At 36.3% G+C, this 17244-nt stretch carries 17 protein-coding genes; 11 read left to right on the forward strand and 6 right to left on the reverse strand.

The genetic code is table 11. The features are described from left to right. The first annotated feature begins 91 nt into the window (after positions 1–91). Positions 92–1015 (forward strand): RluA family pseudouridine synthase, encoded by a 924-nt coding sequence (locus tag BAQ46_RS02930; protein WP_000448363.1) that lies wholly within the window; start codon positions 92–94, stop codon positions 1013–1015. A 91-nt stretch (positions 1016–1106) separates the two neighbouring features. Further along, entirely contained in the window at positions 1107–1712 is a 606-nt protein-coding gene (locus tag BAQ46_RS02935) for a DUF1648 domain-containing protein (protein ID WP_048557212.1), read from the forward strand. Between the two features lie 40 nt (positions 1713–1752). Here the strand turns inward: BAQ46_RS02935 and BAQ46_RS02940 are convergent, their stop codons facing one another. The 4 genes from BAQ46_RS02940 to BAQ46_RS02955 form a co-directional block, all read right to left on the reverse strand. After that, on the reverse strand, positions 1753–2580 hold the full coding sequence (locus tag BAQ46_RS02940; RefSeq protein ID WP_000747582.1) for a CAP domain-containing protein: 828 nt from the start codon (positions 2578–2580) through the stop codon (positions 1753–1755). A 465-nt stretch (positions 2581–3045) separates the two neighbouring features. Continuing rightward, positions 3046–4374: a (Fe-S)-binding protein gene (locus tag BAQ46_RS02945; protein ID WP_000209638.1), complete on the reverse strand. Its 1329-nt coding sequence runs from the start codon at positions 4372–4374 to the stop codon at positions 3046–3048. Further along, positions 4371–5783 carry a glycolate oxidase subunit GlcD gene (gene glcD / locus BAQ46_RS02950; RefSeq protein WP_000890742.1) on the reverse strand — a complete coding sequence of 471 codons (1413 nt, stop codon included), beginning with the start codon at positions 5781–5783 and terminating at the stop codon, positions 4371–4373. The genes BAQ46_RS02945 and glcD overlap by 4 nt, the downstream gene beginning before the upstream one ends. 117 nt (positions 5784–5900) lie before the next feature. Continuing rightward, positions 5901–7016, reverse strand: coding sequence for a CdaR family transcriptional regulator (locus BAQ46_RS02955; protein ID WP_000898625.1), 1116 nt, complete (start codon positions 7014–7016; stop codon positions 5901–5903). A gap of 136 nt (positions 7017–7152) precedes the next feature. Here BAQ46_RS02955 and BAQ46_RS02960 point away from each other — a divergent pair, with 136 nt between their 5' ends. The 9 genes from BAQ46_RS02960 (at position 7153) to BAQ46_RS03000 (ending at position 15305) form a co-directional block, all read left to right on the forward strand. Then, positions 7153–8127 (forward strand): YncE family protein, encoded by a 975-nt coding sequence (locus BAQ46_RS02960; RefSeq protein ID WP_001232400.1) that lies wholly within the window; start codon positions 7153–7155, stop codon positions 8125–8127. Then, the gene (locus BAQ46_RS02965) at positions 8120–8791 is read left to right on the forward strand and encodes a response regulator transcription factor (RefSeq protein ID WP_000049872.1); all 672 of its coding nucleotides are present in this window, start codon (positions 8120–8122) and stop codon (positions 8789–8791) included. Before BAQ46_RS02960 ends, BAQ46_RS02965 begins: the two co-directional genes overlap by 8 nt. A gap of 3 nt (positions 8792–8794) precedes the next feature. Next, positions 8795–10195 (forward strand): sensor histidine kinase, encoded by a 1401-nt coding sequence (locus BAQ46_RS02970; protein ID WP_048557209.1) that lies wholly within the window; start codon positions 8795–8797, stop codon positions 10193–10195. Between the two features lie 223 nt (positions 10196–10418). Beyond that, positions 10419–11108, forward strand: a complete 690-nt coding sequence (locus BAQ46_RS02975) for a FadR/GntR family transcriptional regulator (RefSeq protein ID WP_255256540.1) — start codon at positions 10419–10421, stop codon at positions 11106–11108. 168 nt (positions 11109–11276) lie between these two features. Beyond that, positions 11277–11996: a (Fe-S)-binding protein gene (locus BAQ46_RS02980; RefSeq protein WP_000869149.1), complete on the forward strand. Its 720-nt coding sequence runs from the start codon at positions 11277–11279 to the stop codon at positions 11994–11996. Between the two features lie 16 nt (positions 11997–12012). Beyond that, entirely contained in the window at positions 12013–13434 is a 1422-nt protein-coding gene (locus BAQ46_RS02985) for a LutB/LldF family L-lactate oxidation iron-sulfur protein (RefSeq protein ID WP_000061914.1), read from the forward strand. Beyond that, positions 13434–14144: a LutC/YkgG family protein gene (locus BAQ46_RS02990; RefSeq protein ID WP_000147208.1), complete on the forward strand. Its 711-nt coding sequence runs from the start codon at positions 13434–13436 to the stop codon at positions 14142–14144. Before BAQ46_RS02985 ends, BAQ46_RS02990 begins: the two co-directional genes overlap by 1 nt. Before the next feature lie 112 nt (positions 14145–14256). Beyond that, the gene (locus BAQ46_RS02995; protein ID WP_000495748.1) at positions 14257–14979 is read left to right on the forward strand and encodes a prepilin peptidase; all 723 of its coding nucleotides are present in this window, start codon (positions 14257–14259) and stop codon (positions 14977–14979) included. Positions 14980–14993: 14 nt separating this feature from the next. Then, the gene (locus tag BAQ46_RS03000) at positions 14994–15305 is read left to right on the forward strand and encodes a cyclic-phosphate processing receiver domain-containing protein (protein WP_001103780.1); all 312 of its coding nucleotides are present in this window, start codon (positions 14994–14996) and stop codon (positions 15303–15305) included. 27 nt (positions 15306–15332) lie between these two features. On the opposite strand, the gene BAQ46_RS03005 is transcribed toward BAQ46_RS03000, so the two are convergent. Together BAQ46_RS03005 and BAQ46_RS03010 are read right to left on the reverse strand one after the other, a co-directional pair. Beyond that, positions 15333–16184, reverse strand: coding sequence for a formate/nitrite transporter family protein (locus tag BAQ46_RS03005; RefSeq protein ID WP_061131191.1), 852 nt, complete (start codon positions 16182–16184; stop codon positions 15333–15335). A 202-nt stretch (positions 16185–16386) separates the two neighbouring features. Continuing rightward, complete coding sequence (locus BAQ46_RS03010; protein ID WP_000383322.1) at positions 16387–17181, reverse strand: TerC family protein; 795 nt, start codon at positions 17179–17181, stop codon at positions 16387–16389. Positions 17182–17244 lie beyond the last annotated feature (63 nt).

The following is a 17244-nucleotide window of genomic DNA, read 5'->3' on the forward strand; positions in this document are numbered from 1 at the left end:
TCTATTATAAGACTGTCCTCTATTTTTGACGGTGCATCAAAGTGTATTTTCCGTTACAATGAGAGAATCAATAGAAATAAGGTGATACAGTATGGAAACGAAGAAGAAGGGCGAATGGTGCGAAATGACTGTGCCAGCGAAATGGAATGGTATAAGCATTGAGTCGTTATTAAAAATAGAATGGGAAATACCGAAAAAGTTGTTACATCAGCTTCGTATGGAAAAAGGTGTTACCGTTAATGGGGAACAGAGAAGATGGAATGAGCTTTTAAAAGAAGGCGATAAGTTGCAAGTTCATATGTTTATGGAGGAAGAATACGATGTAGAGCCTGAATATGGTGAATTACATGTAGTATATGAAGACGATCATGTACTCATTGTAAATAAGCCTGAGAAGATGGATACGCATCCTTCTGAAAAAGGCGGGATGGGAACACTTGCAAACCTTGTTGCCTTTCATTTTCAAATGCAAGGTTTAGAGACGAAGGTTCGTCATATTCATCGGTTAGATAAAGATACGACAGGTGGTGTCGTGTTTGCGAAGCATAGAATTGCTGGTGCAATTATGGATCGTTTATTAATGGAACGAAAAATTAAAAGAACATATGCAGCTCTTGTAGAAGGCAAGGTGAAAAAAAAGCAAGGAACAATTGATGCGGCTATCGGAAGAGATCGCCATCATGCGACGAGACGACGTGTTTCTCCAAAGGGAGATCAAGCAATTACATATTATAAAGTAGAGAAGTATTTTAGAAAACAAAATGTTACGCTTGTAACGTTACAATTAGAAACTGGTAGAACCCATCAAATTCGTGTTCATATGAGCTATAATGGTAATCCGTTAGTTGGGGATGTTTTATATGGTGGAGGAACGAAATATATGTCTAGGCAAGCGTTACATGCGATGAAGATAAACTTTTTACATCCAATTACGAAAGAAGAGATTGAAGTGGATGTACCATTTCCTACAAAATTAAATGACACAATGAAAGAATTTCAAAGAGTAAATGCGTAAAGTGTAAGTTTAAAGTTGAGAAAAGTAGATTTTTGCAGGAATTTCTCTAAAAGAAGCGAAGCCGTTAAGAGAAAAGAGGGGTGAGAATCACTTGATCAAATATAAATATATACTAGGAATATTTTTCGCTTGTCTTTTAGTTACTCTATGTCTCTATCCATATTTACAAGAGCATATGGCGGTACATTGGGATGTAAATGGTCGGCCAAACGAGTTTATGAGTAAACAAGTTGTTATAGCACTTATTCCTTGTCTTATTATTTTCTTACATGGATTGATGTATATTATTTCACATAATATATATAAGTTTAATGAAGACGAGCATGTCATTATAAGTGGATTTCTAAAGACGATTACTTTATTTATGTTGTTTATCCATATGCTCATTCTCTTTATTAATTTTGGAAGCATGATATCCTTTCAAACAGGACTAACAATAGGGATTAGTATGTTTCTTTTTATGCTTAGTAAGGCGTTTAAAAAAGTTCAGAGTACGGAAAAAGACCCAATCAAATTAAAAAAGATCCGTTTAGTGAGTAGACGGATTTTTCAAGTGATGGCATGTAGTATATTGTTTTCATTGTTTTTGAACTTGAAATGGGGATTTTATGTGTTACTTAGCGTAATAAGTGGTGGTTCTATTTTGTTTATGTTCTACGCTTTATACTCATACATAATAGAAAGTTATGAAACGTAAAAAAGAGTCTTCTCATTATGAGAAGACTCTTTTAATCTATTTACTTCGTAATAAATTGTTGTGTCCAGTAGTTGCCGCTTTCTACATAGCCAACACCGATGTGAGTGAATCCATTATTTAAGATGTTTGCACGGTGTCCAGCACTGTTCATCCAAGCTTGTACTACTTCTTCAGGTGTACGTTGGCCTTGGGCGATGTTTTCACCTGCAGATGTATAAGAAATACCAAATTTCTTCATCATGTCAAACGGAGACCCGTATGTAGGGCTGTTATGATCAAAGTAGTTATTTTTTTGCATATCTTCAGATTTAATGCGTGCTACTTTGCTTAATTCAGTGTCGATTTTTAAAGCTGGTAAACCTTGTTTTGCACGCTCAGCGTTTGTTAATTCAACAACACGTTGTTCGAACTCGCTTAAAGATTTTGCTTCTTCAGCAGGCTTTTGCTCAGCTGGTTTTTGTTCAGCCGGTTTTTGCGTATTATTGTTTTCAGCAGGCTTTTGAGCTTCTGGTTTTTGAACTTCTTCAGCAGGCTTTTGCTCGGCAGGTTTTTGCTCAGCAGGCTTTTGAGTTTCTGGCTTAGCTGTCGGTTGCTCAGTTACAACATTTTCAGTAGGTTGTTGACCAGGAATAATGCAATTTGGTTGGAAGTTTCCTTGTTGCCATTGTGCTAATGACTCAACGCCCATAGATTGTAAGAATGCTTGTAATTCTTGTTGGCTCATTTGCTTCATCATCACTTTTGAATGCTGAATATTTTGAACCTTGATGTTAGATGGTTGTACTGTTGCAGCTTGTGCATCTAGAGAAGATACTCCTAAAGTAAGAGCCGTTGCAGCAGCTACAGATAATAAAACACGCTTTTTCATGATGTGTGTCCCCCTATATAAAGTTTTAATTTGTTTTCACACGATTTGTTTTTGACAGCCTGTCTGACTGACAAATTCATCGTAGCATAGATTTTGTGAGAAAAAAGATGGAAAAAAATTCATAGACTTAAAATTTACCTAATTTATCCTAAGAGGGGAAAAGGGGAAAAATAAGAGAAACATAGAGTATAAAAGGAATTTTCAGCATTTTTATACTTGGTTATAAGACGCGTTTTTTGGATAAATGTACCTATATTGAAAATGAAGAATCCTATTGTATCAATGGTTTGAGCGTTTTTTTGAGGAATATACTGGATTGATTTTTACAAAACTGTAATGTTTCTGTTGTTCTTTTTTATAATAAAGTAACATATTTTTAATGTTGTAGCGGACAAAAAAGCGGCTATCTCTTTACATAGACGAAGGAGATAGCCGTTTTCCTATTATTACGTATGTTACGAGTTATTACGAGTTGGTTTCAATTGCTTCTAATAATAAATCAACGATGTGAATTCCTCTCATTTTATGAGAAAGACCTTCTCGTTCAATGCCTAATTTCATTTGTAATAAACAACCTGGATTTGCAGTAACAATGGTTGCTGCTTCTGTTTCATGCACACGGTCCATTTTGTAATCTAGAAATTCCATAGATAGTTCTGAATGAACAATGTTATAAATACCAGCAGAACCACAGCAGCGATCTGCATCTTTCATTTCGCGGTATGTTGCGCCTTGAATTGCTTCTAGTAACATACGAGGTTCTGAAGATGTTCGCATAACATTGCGTAAGTGACAAGAGTCTTGATACGTAATAACTTGCGGCGTGACTCGTAAGTCATTACGTTTATGGAAATCTAGTTCTACTAGAATAGCAGTAATATCTTTAATTTTAGAAACGAACTGCTTTGCACGTTCAGCCCACTGTGGATCATCTTTTAACAAGTAATCGTAGTCTACGAGGTAAGCTCCGCAACCACCAGCATTCGTAATAATATAGTCGATGTTTAAATCTTCGAATGCTTTTATATTGCGTTTTGCTAATTCCTTTGCCCCATTTTTCTCACCAGCATGTCCATGTAATGCCCCGCAGCAACTTTGTGTTTTCGGAATAACGATATCACAACCAGCTAACTGAAGCAGTTTCATCGTTGCGTTATTTGTTTCTAAAAACATTGTATCCATTAAACAACCTGTGAAGAATGCAACTTGTTTCTTCTTCGTACTTTCAGCAGGTAAAAATTCAGGGCGATCTTTCATTGCTTTCATTTTAGGGACCTTAGGCAAAACGAGATCCATTGTTGCAAGTGTTTCAGGGAATAACTTCATAATCCCTGTTTTATGTGTTAGCGTTTGTAAACCGGAACGTTGGTAAAATCCGATTAATCCTGTTAATGTTCTCATTCGATTTTGATGCGGGAAAAGTCCTTCAAAAACGACTTTACGAACAGCTCTCACTGGCATTGAAAACTTTTTGTTTTGATTTATAATATCACGAGCTTCTTCTAATAAATGTCCATAATTCACACCAGATGGACAAACAGGTTCACAAGCACGGCAGCCGAGGCAAACATTTAATGTGTTTTCAACATCTTCATCTGGCTCAATTAAGCCGTCAACGACCGCTTTCATTAATGCGATACGTCCACGCGGGGAATGTGATTCTTTATATCCAGATTGAATGTAAGTAGGGCAAGTTGGTAAGCAGAAACCGCATCGCATACAGTTTAGTAGTTCATCTTCACTTAATCGTTCTTTAAATTCCTTTTGAATGTTTTCTTTATTTAATGTTGTCATCGCTCAACCACCACTCTTTTACGAGTGTCCTTCGCGAACATCTTTCCTGGATTCATAATGTTATTTGGATCGAAGGCTTGTTTAATTCCTTGCATAGCAGCAATACCTTCTTTACCTAACTTCATTTCTAAATACGGAGCCTTCATCGCACCAACACCATGTTCACCAGTAATCGTGCCACCAAGTTCAATTGCTTTCGCAAATATTTCAGCAAAAGCTTGTTCAGCTCGGTGCATTTCTTCTTCGTTGCGAGCATCTGTCATACAAGTTGGGTGTAGGTTGCCATCGCCAGCATGGCCAAACGTACAAATAGGAATATTATATTTTTTGGCAATGGCATTAATAGCTTCAACCATCGGAGCAATCTGTGAGCGTGGTACCGTTGCATCTTCTAATATTGTAGTAGGTTTTAATCTTGCCAGTGCTGACAGTGCACTACGGCGAGCTGTTCGAAGCGCATCTGCTTCCGCTTCATCTTTTGCGACGCGAACATCAACTGCATTCATGGAACGACAAACGTTAGCCATTTTTTCAATATCTCGATTAACAACTTCAGGTGGACCGTCTTGTTCAATTAATAAAATTGCTTTTACGTCAGTTGGTAAACCGATTTGAGCAAACTCTTCTACTACTTCAATTGTCGGCTGGTCTAAAAACTCAAGTGTCGCTGGAATGATTTTATTTGCAATAATAGAAGAAACAGCACGTGCAGCTTCATTAATATCTTCATATAGTGCAAGCATCGTTTTCTTCGTTTCAGGCATAGGAACAAGTTTTAATATTGCTTCTGTTACGACGCCAAGTGTTCCTTCAGAACCGATAAATAAACGAGTTAAATCGTAACCAGCTACATCTTTTGCTAATTTACCACCAGTGCGAATCATATCACCATTTGGTAAGACAAGTTCAAGCCCCATCACATAATCACGTGTTACGCCATATTTTAATCCACGTAATCCACCCGAGTTTTCATTAATGTTACCGCCAATTGTAGAAATTTTCATTGAGCTTGGATCTGGTGGATAAAATAAACCTTTTTCTTCTACTGCTTTAATAATATCAAGCGTAATAACACCAGCTTGTACAGTAATTGTTAAATTTTCTTCATCAATTTCTAAAATGTTATTCATATGGCGGAAGATAAGGACGATACCGCCTTCAAGTGGACATGTCCCTGCGCAAAGATTTGTTCCAGACCCACGAACATATACAGGGATTTTGTGAGTGTTACATACTTTTAATACTTCAGCTACTTCATTTGTATTACGAGGAGCAATGACTGCATCAGGCATTGCTTGGAAGTTTGGAGTGGCATCATAACTATACGTTAAACGCCCCATATTGGATGTATCTACATTATCTTCGCCAACAATGGATACGAATGAATCAATAATTTGTTTTTCTAACATTGGAAATCCCCCTCAAACTGTTAACGTAATGAGTCATAATAAAAAACGTTGTCACAGTGCTTTCATTATAATGATAAAAAAGTCGGGGGATTCTTTCTATGTATAATCATCTAAAGATTAATCTGTTTTATCATTCTTTTTTGTATGATTATCTAATAAGAGGAGCGAGAAGTATAAAATGTTTAAGTCTTTGAACTGTTTCGGATCGAGTCCTGTATACTCCTCAATTTTTTTAAGTCTGTAATGCAATGTGTTAATGTGTATATGTAATTGCTCCGCTGTTTGTTTATAGGATTGGTTATAATCGATAAATAAACGTAAAGTGTGCATAAGCTCAGGCGATGATAGTAAGTTTTCGATGGTGCGCTTTAGAAACTGTTCCCGCGTTTCCGCAGAAATATCTTGTAAGCACATTTCTAAACGTAAATCTTCATTAAATACAATCTTTTTCGTTTCAAGTGATACGGAAAGAGCTTGTAATGCTTGTTCGTACGATAAATTCATATTGTTTGGCGTAACAGATTGTCCAATCCCGATATATAAAGGAACAGAAAACAAAGTTTCACAGTCTTGTTTTAATCGTTTTAAAAATTGATATGTTTGCTCTTTGGAGTTCGTGGCTGTAAATAAAATGAATCGATCATTTCCCCAGCGAACAAATAGATGCTCCTTTGTTAATAGATTGCGTACGTGTTGCCAAATCTTACGCTGAAGCATCGTGTCATTTTGATCGATAGAGAACAAAATAAGTTGTTTCTTCTTATATAAATCAATACCAAGTGTTTTGGCACGATCGAGAAAGCTTGGAGACCAGTCTGTATTTTGGAGCCAATCAAAGACAAATGCTTCATAAGAACGGTGTTCAAGTTCTAGCTGTTCTAAAAAGTAGTTTTCGTGAATGAGTAGTTCGGTCATTTTACGTAATATTTCTCCGTATTGGGAAATGTTTTCAGGTTCGCCTGTAATTCCAATGACACCAATTACTTCGTCATGGAATAGTAAAGGGAGATTCATACCCGCTTTTACGCCATGCAAACGTCGTTCATCTTCTTTTGTAATAATGACAGTTTTCTTTTGTTTCGCACAGCGGAGTGCGCCTTCATGAAATTGACCGATTCTTTCTATATCTGTACTTGCGATAATAACGCCTTGTATATTAATGATAATAATATTTTCTTTAATTAGTCTGCGTACTTCTCGTACAATTTTATTTGCTAAATCAGGAAAAAGCATAATTGGCACACCTCAAATTCTATTTGTTGTACATTATATATGTAAATGAAGTAGGAAAGGGAAATTTCACACTTTCCACACATTTATTTGTTATTTTACAATTATAACGAAATCATCCGAAGATGGAGGGAATCTTTTGAGAAAGTCTGTTTTTCTTCTCTGTTTTGTATTTCTATTAGTAGGGTGTCAAGGAAGCTCGTATACACCGATTGCTAAAGATAAAAGTGTTATTATAACAACGAATATAAAAGAAGGCAGTATTAGTTTTGTCGATAAGCAAACTAAAAAGTTAATTACGACATGGGAACTTAACGAGCCGATGGCAGGAATCCTACTACTTCCAAATGGTGAAGACATACTTGTATATGGAAAGCAGTTAGAGTACATGTATGTATATTCACTAGTTGAAGGAAGACAAGTGGAGAAATATAAAACTGGAAAAGGTATTGTAAATGTAATCGTATCCGAAGATAAAAAACAATTATTTGCTGCCGATCAAAATGCCCAAAAGGTAAGGTTCTTTACGATAAAAGGCAAAGAGACAGGAAGTGTGTCAACCGGAAAAGGGCCAATAACGATGGTAGAGTACCATAACCAGTTATCTGTATTAAACTTTTATGATACGAAGCTAACGACAATTGATACAAAGAAAAAAGAAGTGATACAAACCTTTATGATTCCACCAGCGTCAACGGGGGCGACAATTAGTCCAGATGGGAAAGAAATATGGATTGGCGGACATGGTGATGGAAATCAGGTAAATGAGAAAGTATTAGTGTATTCTTTGCAGAGCGGAGAAATGGTACGTTCTTTACACGCTCCGTTTATGCCTGTGAATATTACGAAGGATCATAAGTACGTATATGCATTAAGTCACGGTTCGAATACGCTTAGAAAGTTTGATGTTAGCACGTATAAAGAGGTGGCTTCTGTAGAAGTAGGATCAAACCCATTTGCATTTTTGAAGAGCGGAGCAGAAGGGTACGTAGCAAGCTATGATAGTGATGAAGTTTGCGTCATGGATATGAAGAATTTGAAAATAAAACAAACAATTAAAGTCGGAAAAGGACCGTTTCAACTCATAGAGAGAGAAGGGAAGGACAATGAGTAAATATAGGGTGCTAGTTGTAGATGATGAAAGTGATATGAGGCAACTTGTTGGAATGTACTTAGATAATTTCGGATACGAGTGGGAAGAAGCTGAAAATGGAAAAGAAGCTCTAAAAAAATTAGAGACAAATCATTATGATTTCGTTGTACTAGATATTATGATGCCAGAGATGGATGGACTTTCAGTTTGTAAAGAAATTAGAAAAACGTCAGATGTACCAATAATATTTTTAACAGCAAAAGGTGAAGAGTGGAATAGGGTGAACGGCTTACGTATGGGAGCAGATGATTATATTGTAAAGCCATTTAGTCCTGGCGAATTAATTGCTCGTATGGAAGCTGTGTTAAGGCGTTATACAAAGCAAGAGCAACAAGAGGAATTTCAGTTTGGGCCGATCCTTATTAATGAAAAAAGCAGGAAAATTGAGGTGGATGGTGAGCCGATTTCTCTTACAGTAAAAGAGTTTGATTTACTCTATTTTCTTTGCCAACATACAGGACAAGTATTTAGCCGGGAACAATTGCTGGAAAAGGTATGGGGATATGATTATGCCGGAAGTACAAGAACCGTAGATACGCACGTGAAAACGATGCGTTTGAAGCTTGGAGAAAGTGGAAACTACATTCAAACTGTTTGGGGTGTAGGCTATAAATTTGAGGTGTAACGTATGTTTACGATGGTACAGAAGCTTTGGCTGACAGTAGTATGTGCAGTATTTGTAACAGTTTCCTTTCTTTACTTTGTATCTTTATATTCGTATGAAAAACTATACGTTGATAATTTAAAAGATTCATTAGTAATGGAAGGGAAGCGTCTTGCTGCGCAATATGATAAGCGTGAAGGAATATCAATTTTTGAAGAGAAAGTAAGAGCATTTGATCAAATATCTAGTTCAGACGTTCTTTTCGTATCGAACCCACGTGATTTAAGTGCATGTTTACCATTTGATGTGCACCATCATTCTCTTATAAGTGAAGGGGACAGGCAAGCATTATTAGATGGAAAAACTGTGACAAAGATAGGATACGAGGAACATTTTGACCGTAATATTATGGGGGTTGTCATCCCTGTTTTAGAAAATAAAAAATTAGTTGGTATTGTATATTCTTATATTCCTTTAAAAAGTATAAAAGACTTAATATATGATATGGGTCTTATTTTAGCACCGTTAGCACTTGCTATAACTTTACTGACAATATGGGTTGGTAGAAAAATTATTATTGCTATTACGAAACCACTTTCGCAAATGGAACGAGTTGCCAATCATTTGGCTACGGGAGATTTCTCAGAACGAATTACAATTTCTTCTGAAGATGAAATTGGACGATTAGGAAAAGCATTTAATAAGATGGCAAATTCTTTAGAGACAGAAGACGTAAAGCGTAAGGAGTTTTTAGCTAACGTTTCGCATGAACTAAGAACACCGCTTAGTTATATAAAAGGGTATAGCGAGGCTATTTTAGATGGTGTAGCGAAGGGACCGCAGCAGGAAAAAGTAACACAGCTCATTCATAAAGAAGCAGATCGTATGCAGCGTCTCGTTCATGATTTATTAGATTTAGCACAACTAGAAGGGGAACATTTCCCTTTAAAGAAACAACCTATCGTTTTTTCACAACTAATTGAAGATGTGTTAGATACGTATGAGATTAAGTTTATAGAAAAGAAAATTCGTATTTCAACAAATTTAAATCCAGAAATCATTGTAATGATTGATGAGGATCGTATGCAACAAGTGCTTCATAACGTGTTAGATAATGCGATACGGTATACAAATCAAAACGGGGATATTATGATAACGCTTAGGCAGATAGATGATTACTGTGAATTGAACATAAAAGATACAGGAATCGGTATTGATACGGAGCATTTAGAAAACCTTGGTGAACGTTTTTACAGAGTTGATAAAGCGAGAAGTCGTCAACATGGTGGAACAGGTTTAGGCCTGGCAATTGTAAGACAAATTGTTCATATACATGAAGGACAGTGGCGAATTGAAAGTGAAAAAGGGAACGGCACGACGGTTAGTATTAAATTGAAAGTACAGGATGAGGAGAGCATGTTCTAATTTTTAGGGCATGCTCTTCTTTAGAAAACAGTTATACGTAAAAGTATTAATTAATATGTAATAAATATCGAAATTTTGACGATTTTATGAACAAAACATTTGTACTTCTTACCAATTCGTTCTAAAATGGTTATGATGCAAAGTTCTTATAAATCGTTTCAATTGTTGTTTGGAAGATACTGAGGTGATTTAACTGGAGTACAAATCTATTAAACCGAAAAAAATTTACGAAGAAGTATCTGAAGCTATTTTAACAATGATTAAAAATGGTACGTTAAAACCTGGTGACAAACTACTTCCTGTACATCAATTAGCTGAGCAGTTTCAAGTTGGCAGATCTGCTGTTCGTGAAGCGCTAAGTGCGCTAAGAGCGATGGGCTTAATTGAGATGAAACAAGGAGAAGGTACATATGTGAAGAATTTTGATTCTTCTTCATTAACAAAATCATTAAACAATAGATTATTGATGAAGAAAGAAGATATTTTGAATTTATTAGAAGTACGAAAGGTGCTTGAAGTGGGGGCAGTTCGAGCAGCTGCGGCAAAACGTACGGAAGATAATTTGCAAAATATGAAGCATTGGTTAGATGAAATGGCAAAGAGCATTGGAGATGAAAAGGCTGGCGAAAAAGCAGATTTTCAGTTCCATATGGGAATTGCGGAGTCTTCGCATAACAACATTTTGCTTGAACTCATGAATCATGTTTCAGAGATGATTGCTGAAACGATTGGTGAATCAAGACGCATTATTTTATATGGTGAACAAACAACATCAGAACGACTTATAGAAGAGCATCAAGTTATATATGATGCAGTGTTAAAGCAAGATGTAGAATTAGCGCAGCAAGCAATGCTAGATCATTTAACAAATGTAGAACATATTGTCACAGGTAGCAACGATATAAATTCTTAATTTAATCTTTTAAAAATCTAATTTTCTGATAAAATAGAGAGAGATTAAGTAAGCGTTTTCTTTAGAAGAGGGAGAGGATAGGCCATGGTTGAGCCTATTTCTTCTCTCCTTAGTCATCTGATGACCATATGTTTGTTGGTGGAGTTGTAAAAAGGGGGAGTAATAATTATGAAAGTTACTTTATTTGTTACTTGTTTAGTCGATATGTTTGAAACAAATGTCGGCAAAGCAACAGTTGAGGTGTTGGAGCGTTTAGGTTGTGAAATTGAATTTCCAGAAGCACAAGTTTGTTGCGGTCAGCCTGCTTATAATAGCGGCCATGTAGAAGCTGCAAAAGAAGCGATGAAACATATGATTGAAACTTTTGAAGATGCAGAATATATCGTTACGCCATCTGGTTCTTGTGCGACAATGTTTCATGAGTATCCGCATGTTTTTAAAGATGATCCGAAGTGGGCTAAACGTGCACAAAAAGTTGCTGATAAAACATATGAATTTACACAATTTATTGTAGACGTTTTAAAGGTTACTGATGTTGGTGCAAGTTTACCAGGGATTGCTACTATTCATAAATCATGTCATATGACACGTATGCTTGGAGTAACAGAGGCACCAGGAATTTTATTATCAAATGTAAAAGGGTTAACTGTGAGAGAGTTACCAAATGTGCAAAATTGTTGCGGGTTTGGGGGAACGTTTTCAGTGAAGATGACTCCAATTTCTGAGCAAATGGTAGATGAAAAGGTAGATAGTGCAATGGAAACAGGCGCTGATTATTTAATCGGTGCAGATTGTGGGTGTTTGTTAAACATTGGCGGACGTATTGAGCGTTTAGGAAAAGAAATAAAAGTAATGCATATTGCTGAGGTACTGAATAGTCGCTCATGAAGGGGGAACATAAGCTATGTCTATGAAAATCAGTGAGAAAAAATTTAATGATCGCGTTGGCGATGGAATTCAAGATTCGTTTATGCGCGGAGCAGTATCTTCTGCACAAACACGCTTATATACGAATCGTTTAAAAGCAGCAGATGAATTAGGGAACTGGGAAGAATGGCGTGAACTCGGTGAAGAAATTCGTCAACATACGTTAGAAAATCTTGATTATTACTTAATGCAGTTAAGTGAAAATGTATCCAAAAGAGGCGGACATGTGTACTTTGCGAAAACGAAAGAGGAAGCAGCAAAGTATATTCAAGACGTTGCAAAAAAGAAGCAGGCAAAAAAGGTAGTAAAATCAAAGTCAATGGTAACAGAAGAAATTAGTATGAACCATGCGCTTGAAGAAATCGGTTGTGAAGTGTTAGAAAGTGATCTAGGAGAGTATATTCTGCAAGTAGATAACGATCCACCTTCACATATTATTGCGCCTGCTCTTCATAAAAATAGAACGCAAATTCGTGACGTATTTAAAGAAAAGCTTGGCTATGAAAATTCTGATGATCCATACGAAATGACAAAGTTTGTTCGTAAACAACTTCGTGAAAAATTTATGGATGCTGAAATTGGTGTGACAGGTTGTAACTTCGCTGTTGCAAATACTGGCTCTCTTTGTTTAGTAACAAATGAAGGTAATGCCGACCTTGTTATGTCGATTCCAAAAACACAAATTGCGGTTATGGGTATGGAACGTATGGTTCCGACAATGGAAGAATTAGATGTTTTAGTTGGTTTACTATGTCGTAGTGCAGTAGGTCAAAAGTTAACAAGTTATGTAACGGTAGCGGGACCAATTCAAGAAGAGGAAGTAGATGGCCCAGAAGAATTCCACTTAGTTGTGGTTGATAATGGTCGTTCTCAAATTCTCGGATCTGAATTCCGTCAAGTGTTGCAATGTATTCGTTGTGCTGCTTGTGTGAACGTATGCCCTGTATATCGACATGTTGGTGGACATTCATATGGTTCTATATACTCAGGACCAATTGGGGCGGTATTAACACCACTTTTAGGTGGATATGATGATTACAAAGAGCTTCCTTATGCTTCTAGTTTATGCGGAGCGTGTACAGAAGCTTGTCCAGTAAAAATTCCATTGCATGATTTATTATTAAAACATCGTCAAGTTATCGTTGAGCAAGAAGGGCGTGCTCCACTTGCAGAAAAATTAGCAATGAAAATGTTTAGTATGGGTGCATCTTCAGCAGCTTTATATAAAATGGGATCAAAGATGGCGCCAGCAGCAATGAGTCCATTTACATCTGGTAACCGTGTATCAAAAGGTGTTGGGCCACTTAAAAATTGGACAGATATTCGTGAATTCCCGGCTCCAAGTAAAGAACGATTCCGTGATTGGTATAAAGATCATAAGAAAGGCGGGGACAAATAATGACAGGATTAATTCAAAACCGTGAGTCCTTTCTGGAAAATATTGCAAAAGAACTTGGACGCGCGCGTAAAACGGATGGTGTAAAACGTCCAGTATGGAAAAACAATGTGAATAAAGAAACGTTAAAAAATTATTCACAAGAAGAATTGTTAGAAGTATTTAAAAATCAATGTACAAACATTCATACAACTGTTGTGGAAACGACAAATGACCGTTTACGTGAAGATATTCAAAAAGTAATCGTTGAAAACGGCGGGGGACCTATTATGTTATCGGCAGATGAACGTTTTGATTCTTATGGATTGACTTCTTTATTTAAAGAAGAACTTCCAAAGCAAAATGTTGAAGTGAACGTATGGGATCCTGAGAAAAAAGAAGAGAATATGCGTATCGCGGAAAGAGCGAATATTGGAATTGCATTTAGTGATTATACTTTAGCCGAATCTGGTACGATCGTTGTGCAAAGTCATAAAGGTCAAGGCCGTTCTTTACACTTTTTACCGACTGTATACCTTGCTATTATTCCACGTGAAACACTTGTACCTCGTATTACACAAGCAGTTGAGGATATGAACAAGCGTGTAGAAAATGGCGAGACAGTGGCATCTTGTATTAACTTTATTACAGGACCTAGTAACTCGGCAGATATAGAAATGAATCTTGTTGTCGGAGTACATGGACCATTAAAAGCAGTATATTTCATCGTATAAAATAGGGGAAAGCAGGCCAGAAAATGGCCTGCTTTTTTAATAGAATAGAGATAATATGAAGTAGAAGTTCTCTCCTTTTTTTGCTATGTTCTTCTGGAAAGGAGAGGAAGGGATGTTCACTTATGTATATGCATTGTTAGCGGGGATGGTGTTTGGTTCTTTTTTTATGGTAATTGCGATGAGAGTTCCGCTAGGGGAGTCTATCATAACCCCGCGTTCATATTGTCATTATTGTAAGTATGTGCTAAAGCCAAAAGAATTGATTCCAATCATTTCTTTTTGTATGCAAAGAGGGCGTTGTACGAATTGTAAGAGGAAAATTTCAATTTTGTACGTAGTATTTGAACTTGTAACTGGAATGATATGCCTTCTTACTGTATATATGATTGGGGTGGAACGAGAGCTTATTATCGTTTTATCACTTTTTTCGTTACTTCTTATTATTTCAGTTACAGATTACATATATATGTTAATTCCAAATCGTATTTTAGCTTGGTTTGCTTGTTTACTCATTTTAGAATGTGCTTTTATACCGTTAGTCACCTGGATAGATAGTATAGTTGGTAGTTGCGTTATATTCATTTTGTTATACTGCATGCAAAAGATATATCCAGAAGGGCTTGGGGGAGGGGATATAAAATTACTTTCGTTACTTGGATTTATAGTGGGACTGAAAGGGATTTTTATCGTTTTATTTTTAGCATCTTGTTTTAGTCTTTGTTTCTTTGGAGCTGGTCTCGTATTAAAACGTATGAAAATGAGGACTCAAATACCGTTTGGTCCTTTTATTAGTCTTGGGGCAATATGTTACATGTTGGTCACGTATGCAAAATAGAGAGGGGATAGAAAATGAATGTATATATGGATGATCAAAGAAGTTGTCCGTACGGTTACGTGCTCGCAACTACAGTAGAATGTGCTTTGCAAATGGTACGAGATTATGAGGTGAATGTTCTTTCCCTTGATTTCAATATGGGATGGGGAGAAAAAAGTGGATTAGATTTTGTCGAAGCTTTTTGTAAAGAGGGTTTATATGTAAATGAAATACACTTTCATACGAATGATGTCATCGGTATGCATAAGATGAAACAGAGAATGAATAAGGGAAAGGAAGAAGGAGAGATTAATCCTAATCTTGTTGTTAAATATGTGGGGAGCTAAAAACTCCAAAGTAAAACTTTGGAGTTTTTAATGTTTCATATGCGCTTGCAACGGAATGATTTCTTCTTGTTGAGCTGCTCCTAATTCAGTTTCTTCTTGTTTCACGTCAGGTACTTTCTTTGTTAAGTAATGGTATACCATACCGACAAATACAGACCCACCAATAATGTTACCGATTGTAACTGGAATTAAGTTATGAATAGCACCTGCAAAAGAAATTGTCTCAGGATGCGGTGAAACTAAGGATAAAGCAAACAGTGATAAGTTTGCGATGCTATGCTCGTAACCAGATAAGAAGAATGTGAAAACGAGCATCATCATCATCATAATTTTTGCTGTATCACCTTTAACTTGAGAAGGTAAGAAACAAGCAAGACATACAAGCCAGTTACATAAAATTGCTTTAAAGAATAGTTGCATTGTAGGTGTATTCATTTTTCCTTCTACTACTTTATTCATGAAATGACCGTGATCAATTGCTTCAAAAATGCCAGTTGCGTAAAATAGTAAGGCAAAGAATAAAGCACCAGCTAAATTGCCTGCATAACAAGCAAACCAGTTACGAAGTGTATCAGATAGTGTTGTTTCTTTTCTTAATGTTGCTACAGTGAAGTACATTGTGTTTCCAGTAAACAATTCAGCACCACCATATATAATAAGTACGAGAGCAATTCCGAAAAACATAGAAGCAGCTAAATAAGTTGCTGGTGAATCTGCAATGTGAAAAAAGTTACCTAATTTAAAGCATAGAACAATAATAAAACCGATATAAATACCCGCAAGTGCTGCACGAATGAAATATTGCATCGGGTTTGTATCTAACATTTGTTTTTTGCCCTTAGCCAGTTTGACAACATAATCTAATCCTTGTTCTAGCATGAGTAATACGCTCCTTTAGTACATCATCTATAAATACTCCTTATATGAATAAAGTACATGGATTCTTTTATAGTTTCAATAAGTTTGTGCAATGTTTCACAAAAAGGACATACATATATTAAGAAAGCGTTTACGGAAGATAGTATAATAGAATTTTTCTGGACATAGAGAGGGGACAAGGAAAAAAGAAAAAGCACTGTATTTACAGCGCTTTTTCGTCTAAATTCTTTTCTACTTTTGTTTCTACTTCTTTTGAGAAGAACCAACCACCAGCTGCGATTCCAACTAATACAATCCAGAATGTAAGCTTCCATGGTGTAGATTCTGGGAATGAGTGCGGAATTACATTTAATGCAGGGTGTGCTAACGTATAAACTGCTAGTTTCACACCAACCCAACCTACAATTAAGAATGCCGCAGTTTCAAGTCCTGGTTTACGTTTTAAAATTTGTACGAAAGCAGTTGCCGCAAATCGCATAATGATTAATCCGATAAGTCCACCTACAAAGATAACAACGAATTGTCCAGTATCAAGACTACCAATTGTACCTAATCCTGTTTTTGGTAAAGTCATTGCTAATGCAACAGCAGCTAAAATAGAATCAACTGCGAAGGCGATATCTGCAACTTCAACTTTAAATACAGTCCACCAAAAGTTCTCTTGTTTTTTCTTTGCTTCTTTTTCTTCTGTTTCTTCATCTGTATTCTTTTTAACATACGTTTTAAATAAGTGATTACCAGCGATAAACATAAGGTAAATGGCACCGATTGCTTGCACTTGCCATACGTCGACTAGGAACGAAATCATAAATAACGATCCGAAACGGAAAACAAATGCCCCTGCTAATCCATAAAATAGTGCTTTCTTTCTTTTTTCTTCTGGTAAATGTTTTACCATAATTGCAAGAACAAGAGCGTTGTCAGCCGCTAAAATCCCCTCTAGTGCAATTAGGATGAGTAGTACCCAACCATACTCCAATAATAATGATACATCCATGTACATTCTCCTCTCATTTCTATAAGTACTAAATAAGTGAAGAATTTCCCCACTATTTAGTTT

The organism is Bacillus paranthracis (assembly GCF_001883995.1).
In the GTDB taxonomy this organism is placed as follows: domain Bacteria; phylum Bacillota; class Bacilli; order Bacillales; family Bacillaceae_G; genus Bacillus_A; species Bacillus_A paranthracis.

Excerpts from the sequence above, each read along its gene's own strand:
- BAQ46_RS02930 (WP_000448363.1), top strand. The coding sequence starts at position 92 with ATGGAAACGAAGAAGAAGGGCGAATGGTGCGAAATGACTGTGCCAGCG.
- BAQ46_RS02940 (WP_000747582.1), bottom strand. The coding sequence starts at position 2,580 with ATGAAAAAGCGTGTTTTATTATCTGTAGCTGCTGCAACGGCTCTTACT.
- BAQ46_RS02945 (WP_000209638.1), bottom strand. The coding sequence starts at position 4,374 with ATGACAACATTAAATAAAGAAAACATTCAAAAGGAATTTAAAGAACGA.
- glcD (WP_000890742.1), bottom strand. The coding sequence starts at position 5,783 with ATGTTAGAAAAACAAATTATTGATTCATTCGTATCCATTGTTGGCGAA.
- BAQ46_RS02955 (WP_000898625.1), bottom strand. The coding sequence starts at position 7,016 with ATGCTTTTTCCTGATTTAGCAAATAAAATTGTACGAGAAGTACGCAGA.
- BAQ46_RS02965 (WP_000049872.1), top strand. The coding sequence starts at position 8,120 with ATGAGTAAATATAGGGTGCTAGTTGTAGATGATGAAAGTGATATGAGG.
- BAQ46_RS02970 (WP_048557209.1), top strand. The coding sequence starts at position 8,795 with ATGTTTACGATGGTACAGAAGCTTTGGCTGACAGTAGTATGTGCAGTA.
- BAQ46_RS02980 (WP_000869149.1), top strand. The coding sequence starts at position 11,277 with ATGAAAGTTACTTTATTTGTTACTTGTTTAGTCGATATGTTTGAAACA.
- BAQ46_RS02985 (WP_000061914.1), top strand. The coding sequence starts at position 12,013 with ATGTCTATGAAAATCAGTGAGAAAAAATTTAATGATCGCGTTGGCGAT.
- BAQ46_RS02990 (WP_000147208.1), top strand. The coding sequence starts at position 13,434 with ATGACAGGATTAATTCAAAACCGTGAGTCCTTTCTGGAAAATATTGCA.
- BAQ46_RS02995 (WP_000495748.1), top strand. The coding sequence starts at position 14,257 with ATGTTCACTTATGTATATGCATTGTTAGCGGGGATGGTGTTTGGTTCT.
- BAQ46_RS03000 (WP_001103780.1), top strand. The coding sequence starts at position 14,994 with ATGAATGTATATATGGATGATCAAAGAAGTTGTCCGTACGGTTACGTG.
- BAQ46_RS03005 (WP_061131191.1), bottom strand. The coding sequence starts at position 16,184 with ATGCTAGAACAAGGATTAGATTATGTTGTCAAACTGGCTAAGGGCAAA.
- BAQ46_RS03010 (WP_000383322.1), bottom strand. The coding sequence starts at position 17,181 with ATGGATGTATCATTATTATTGGAGTATGGTTGGGTACTACTCATCCTA.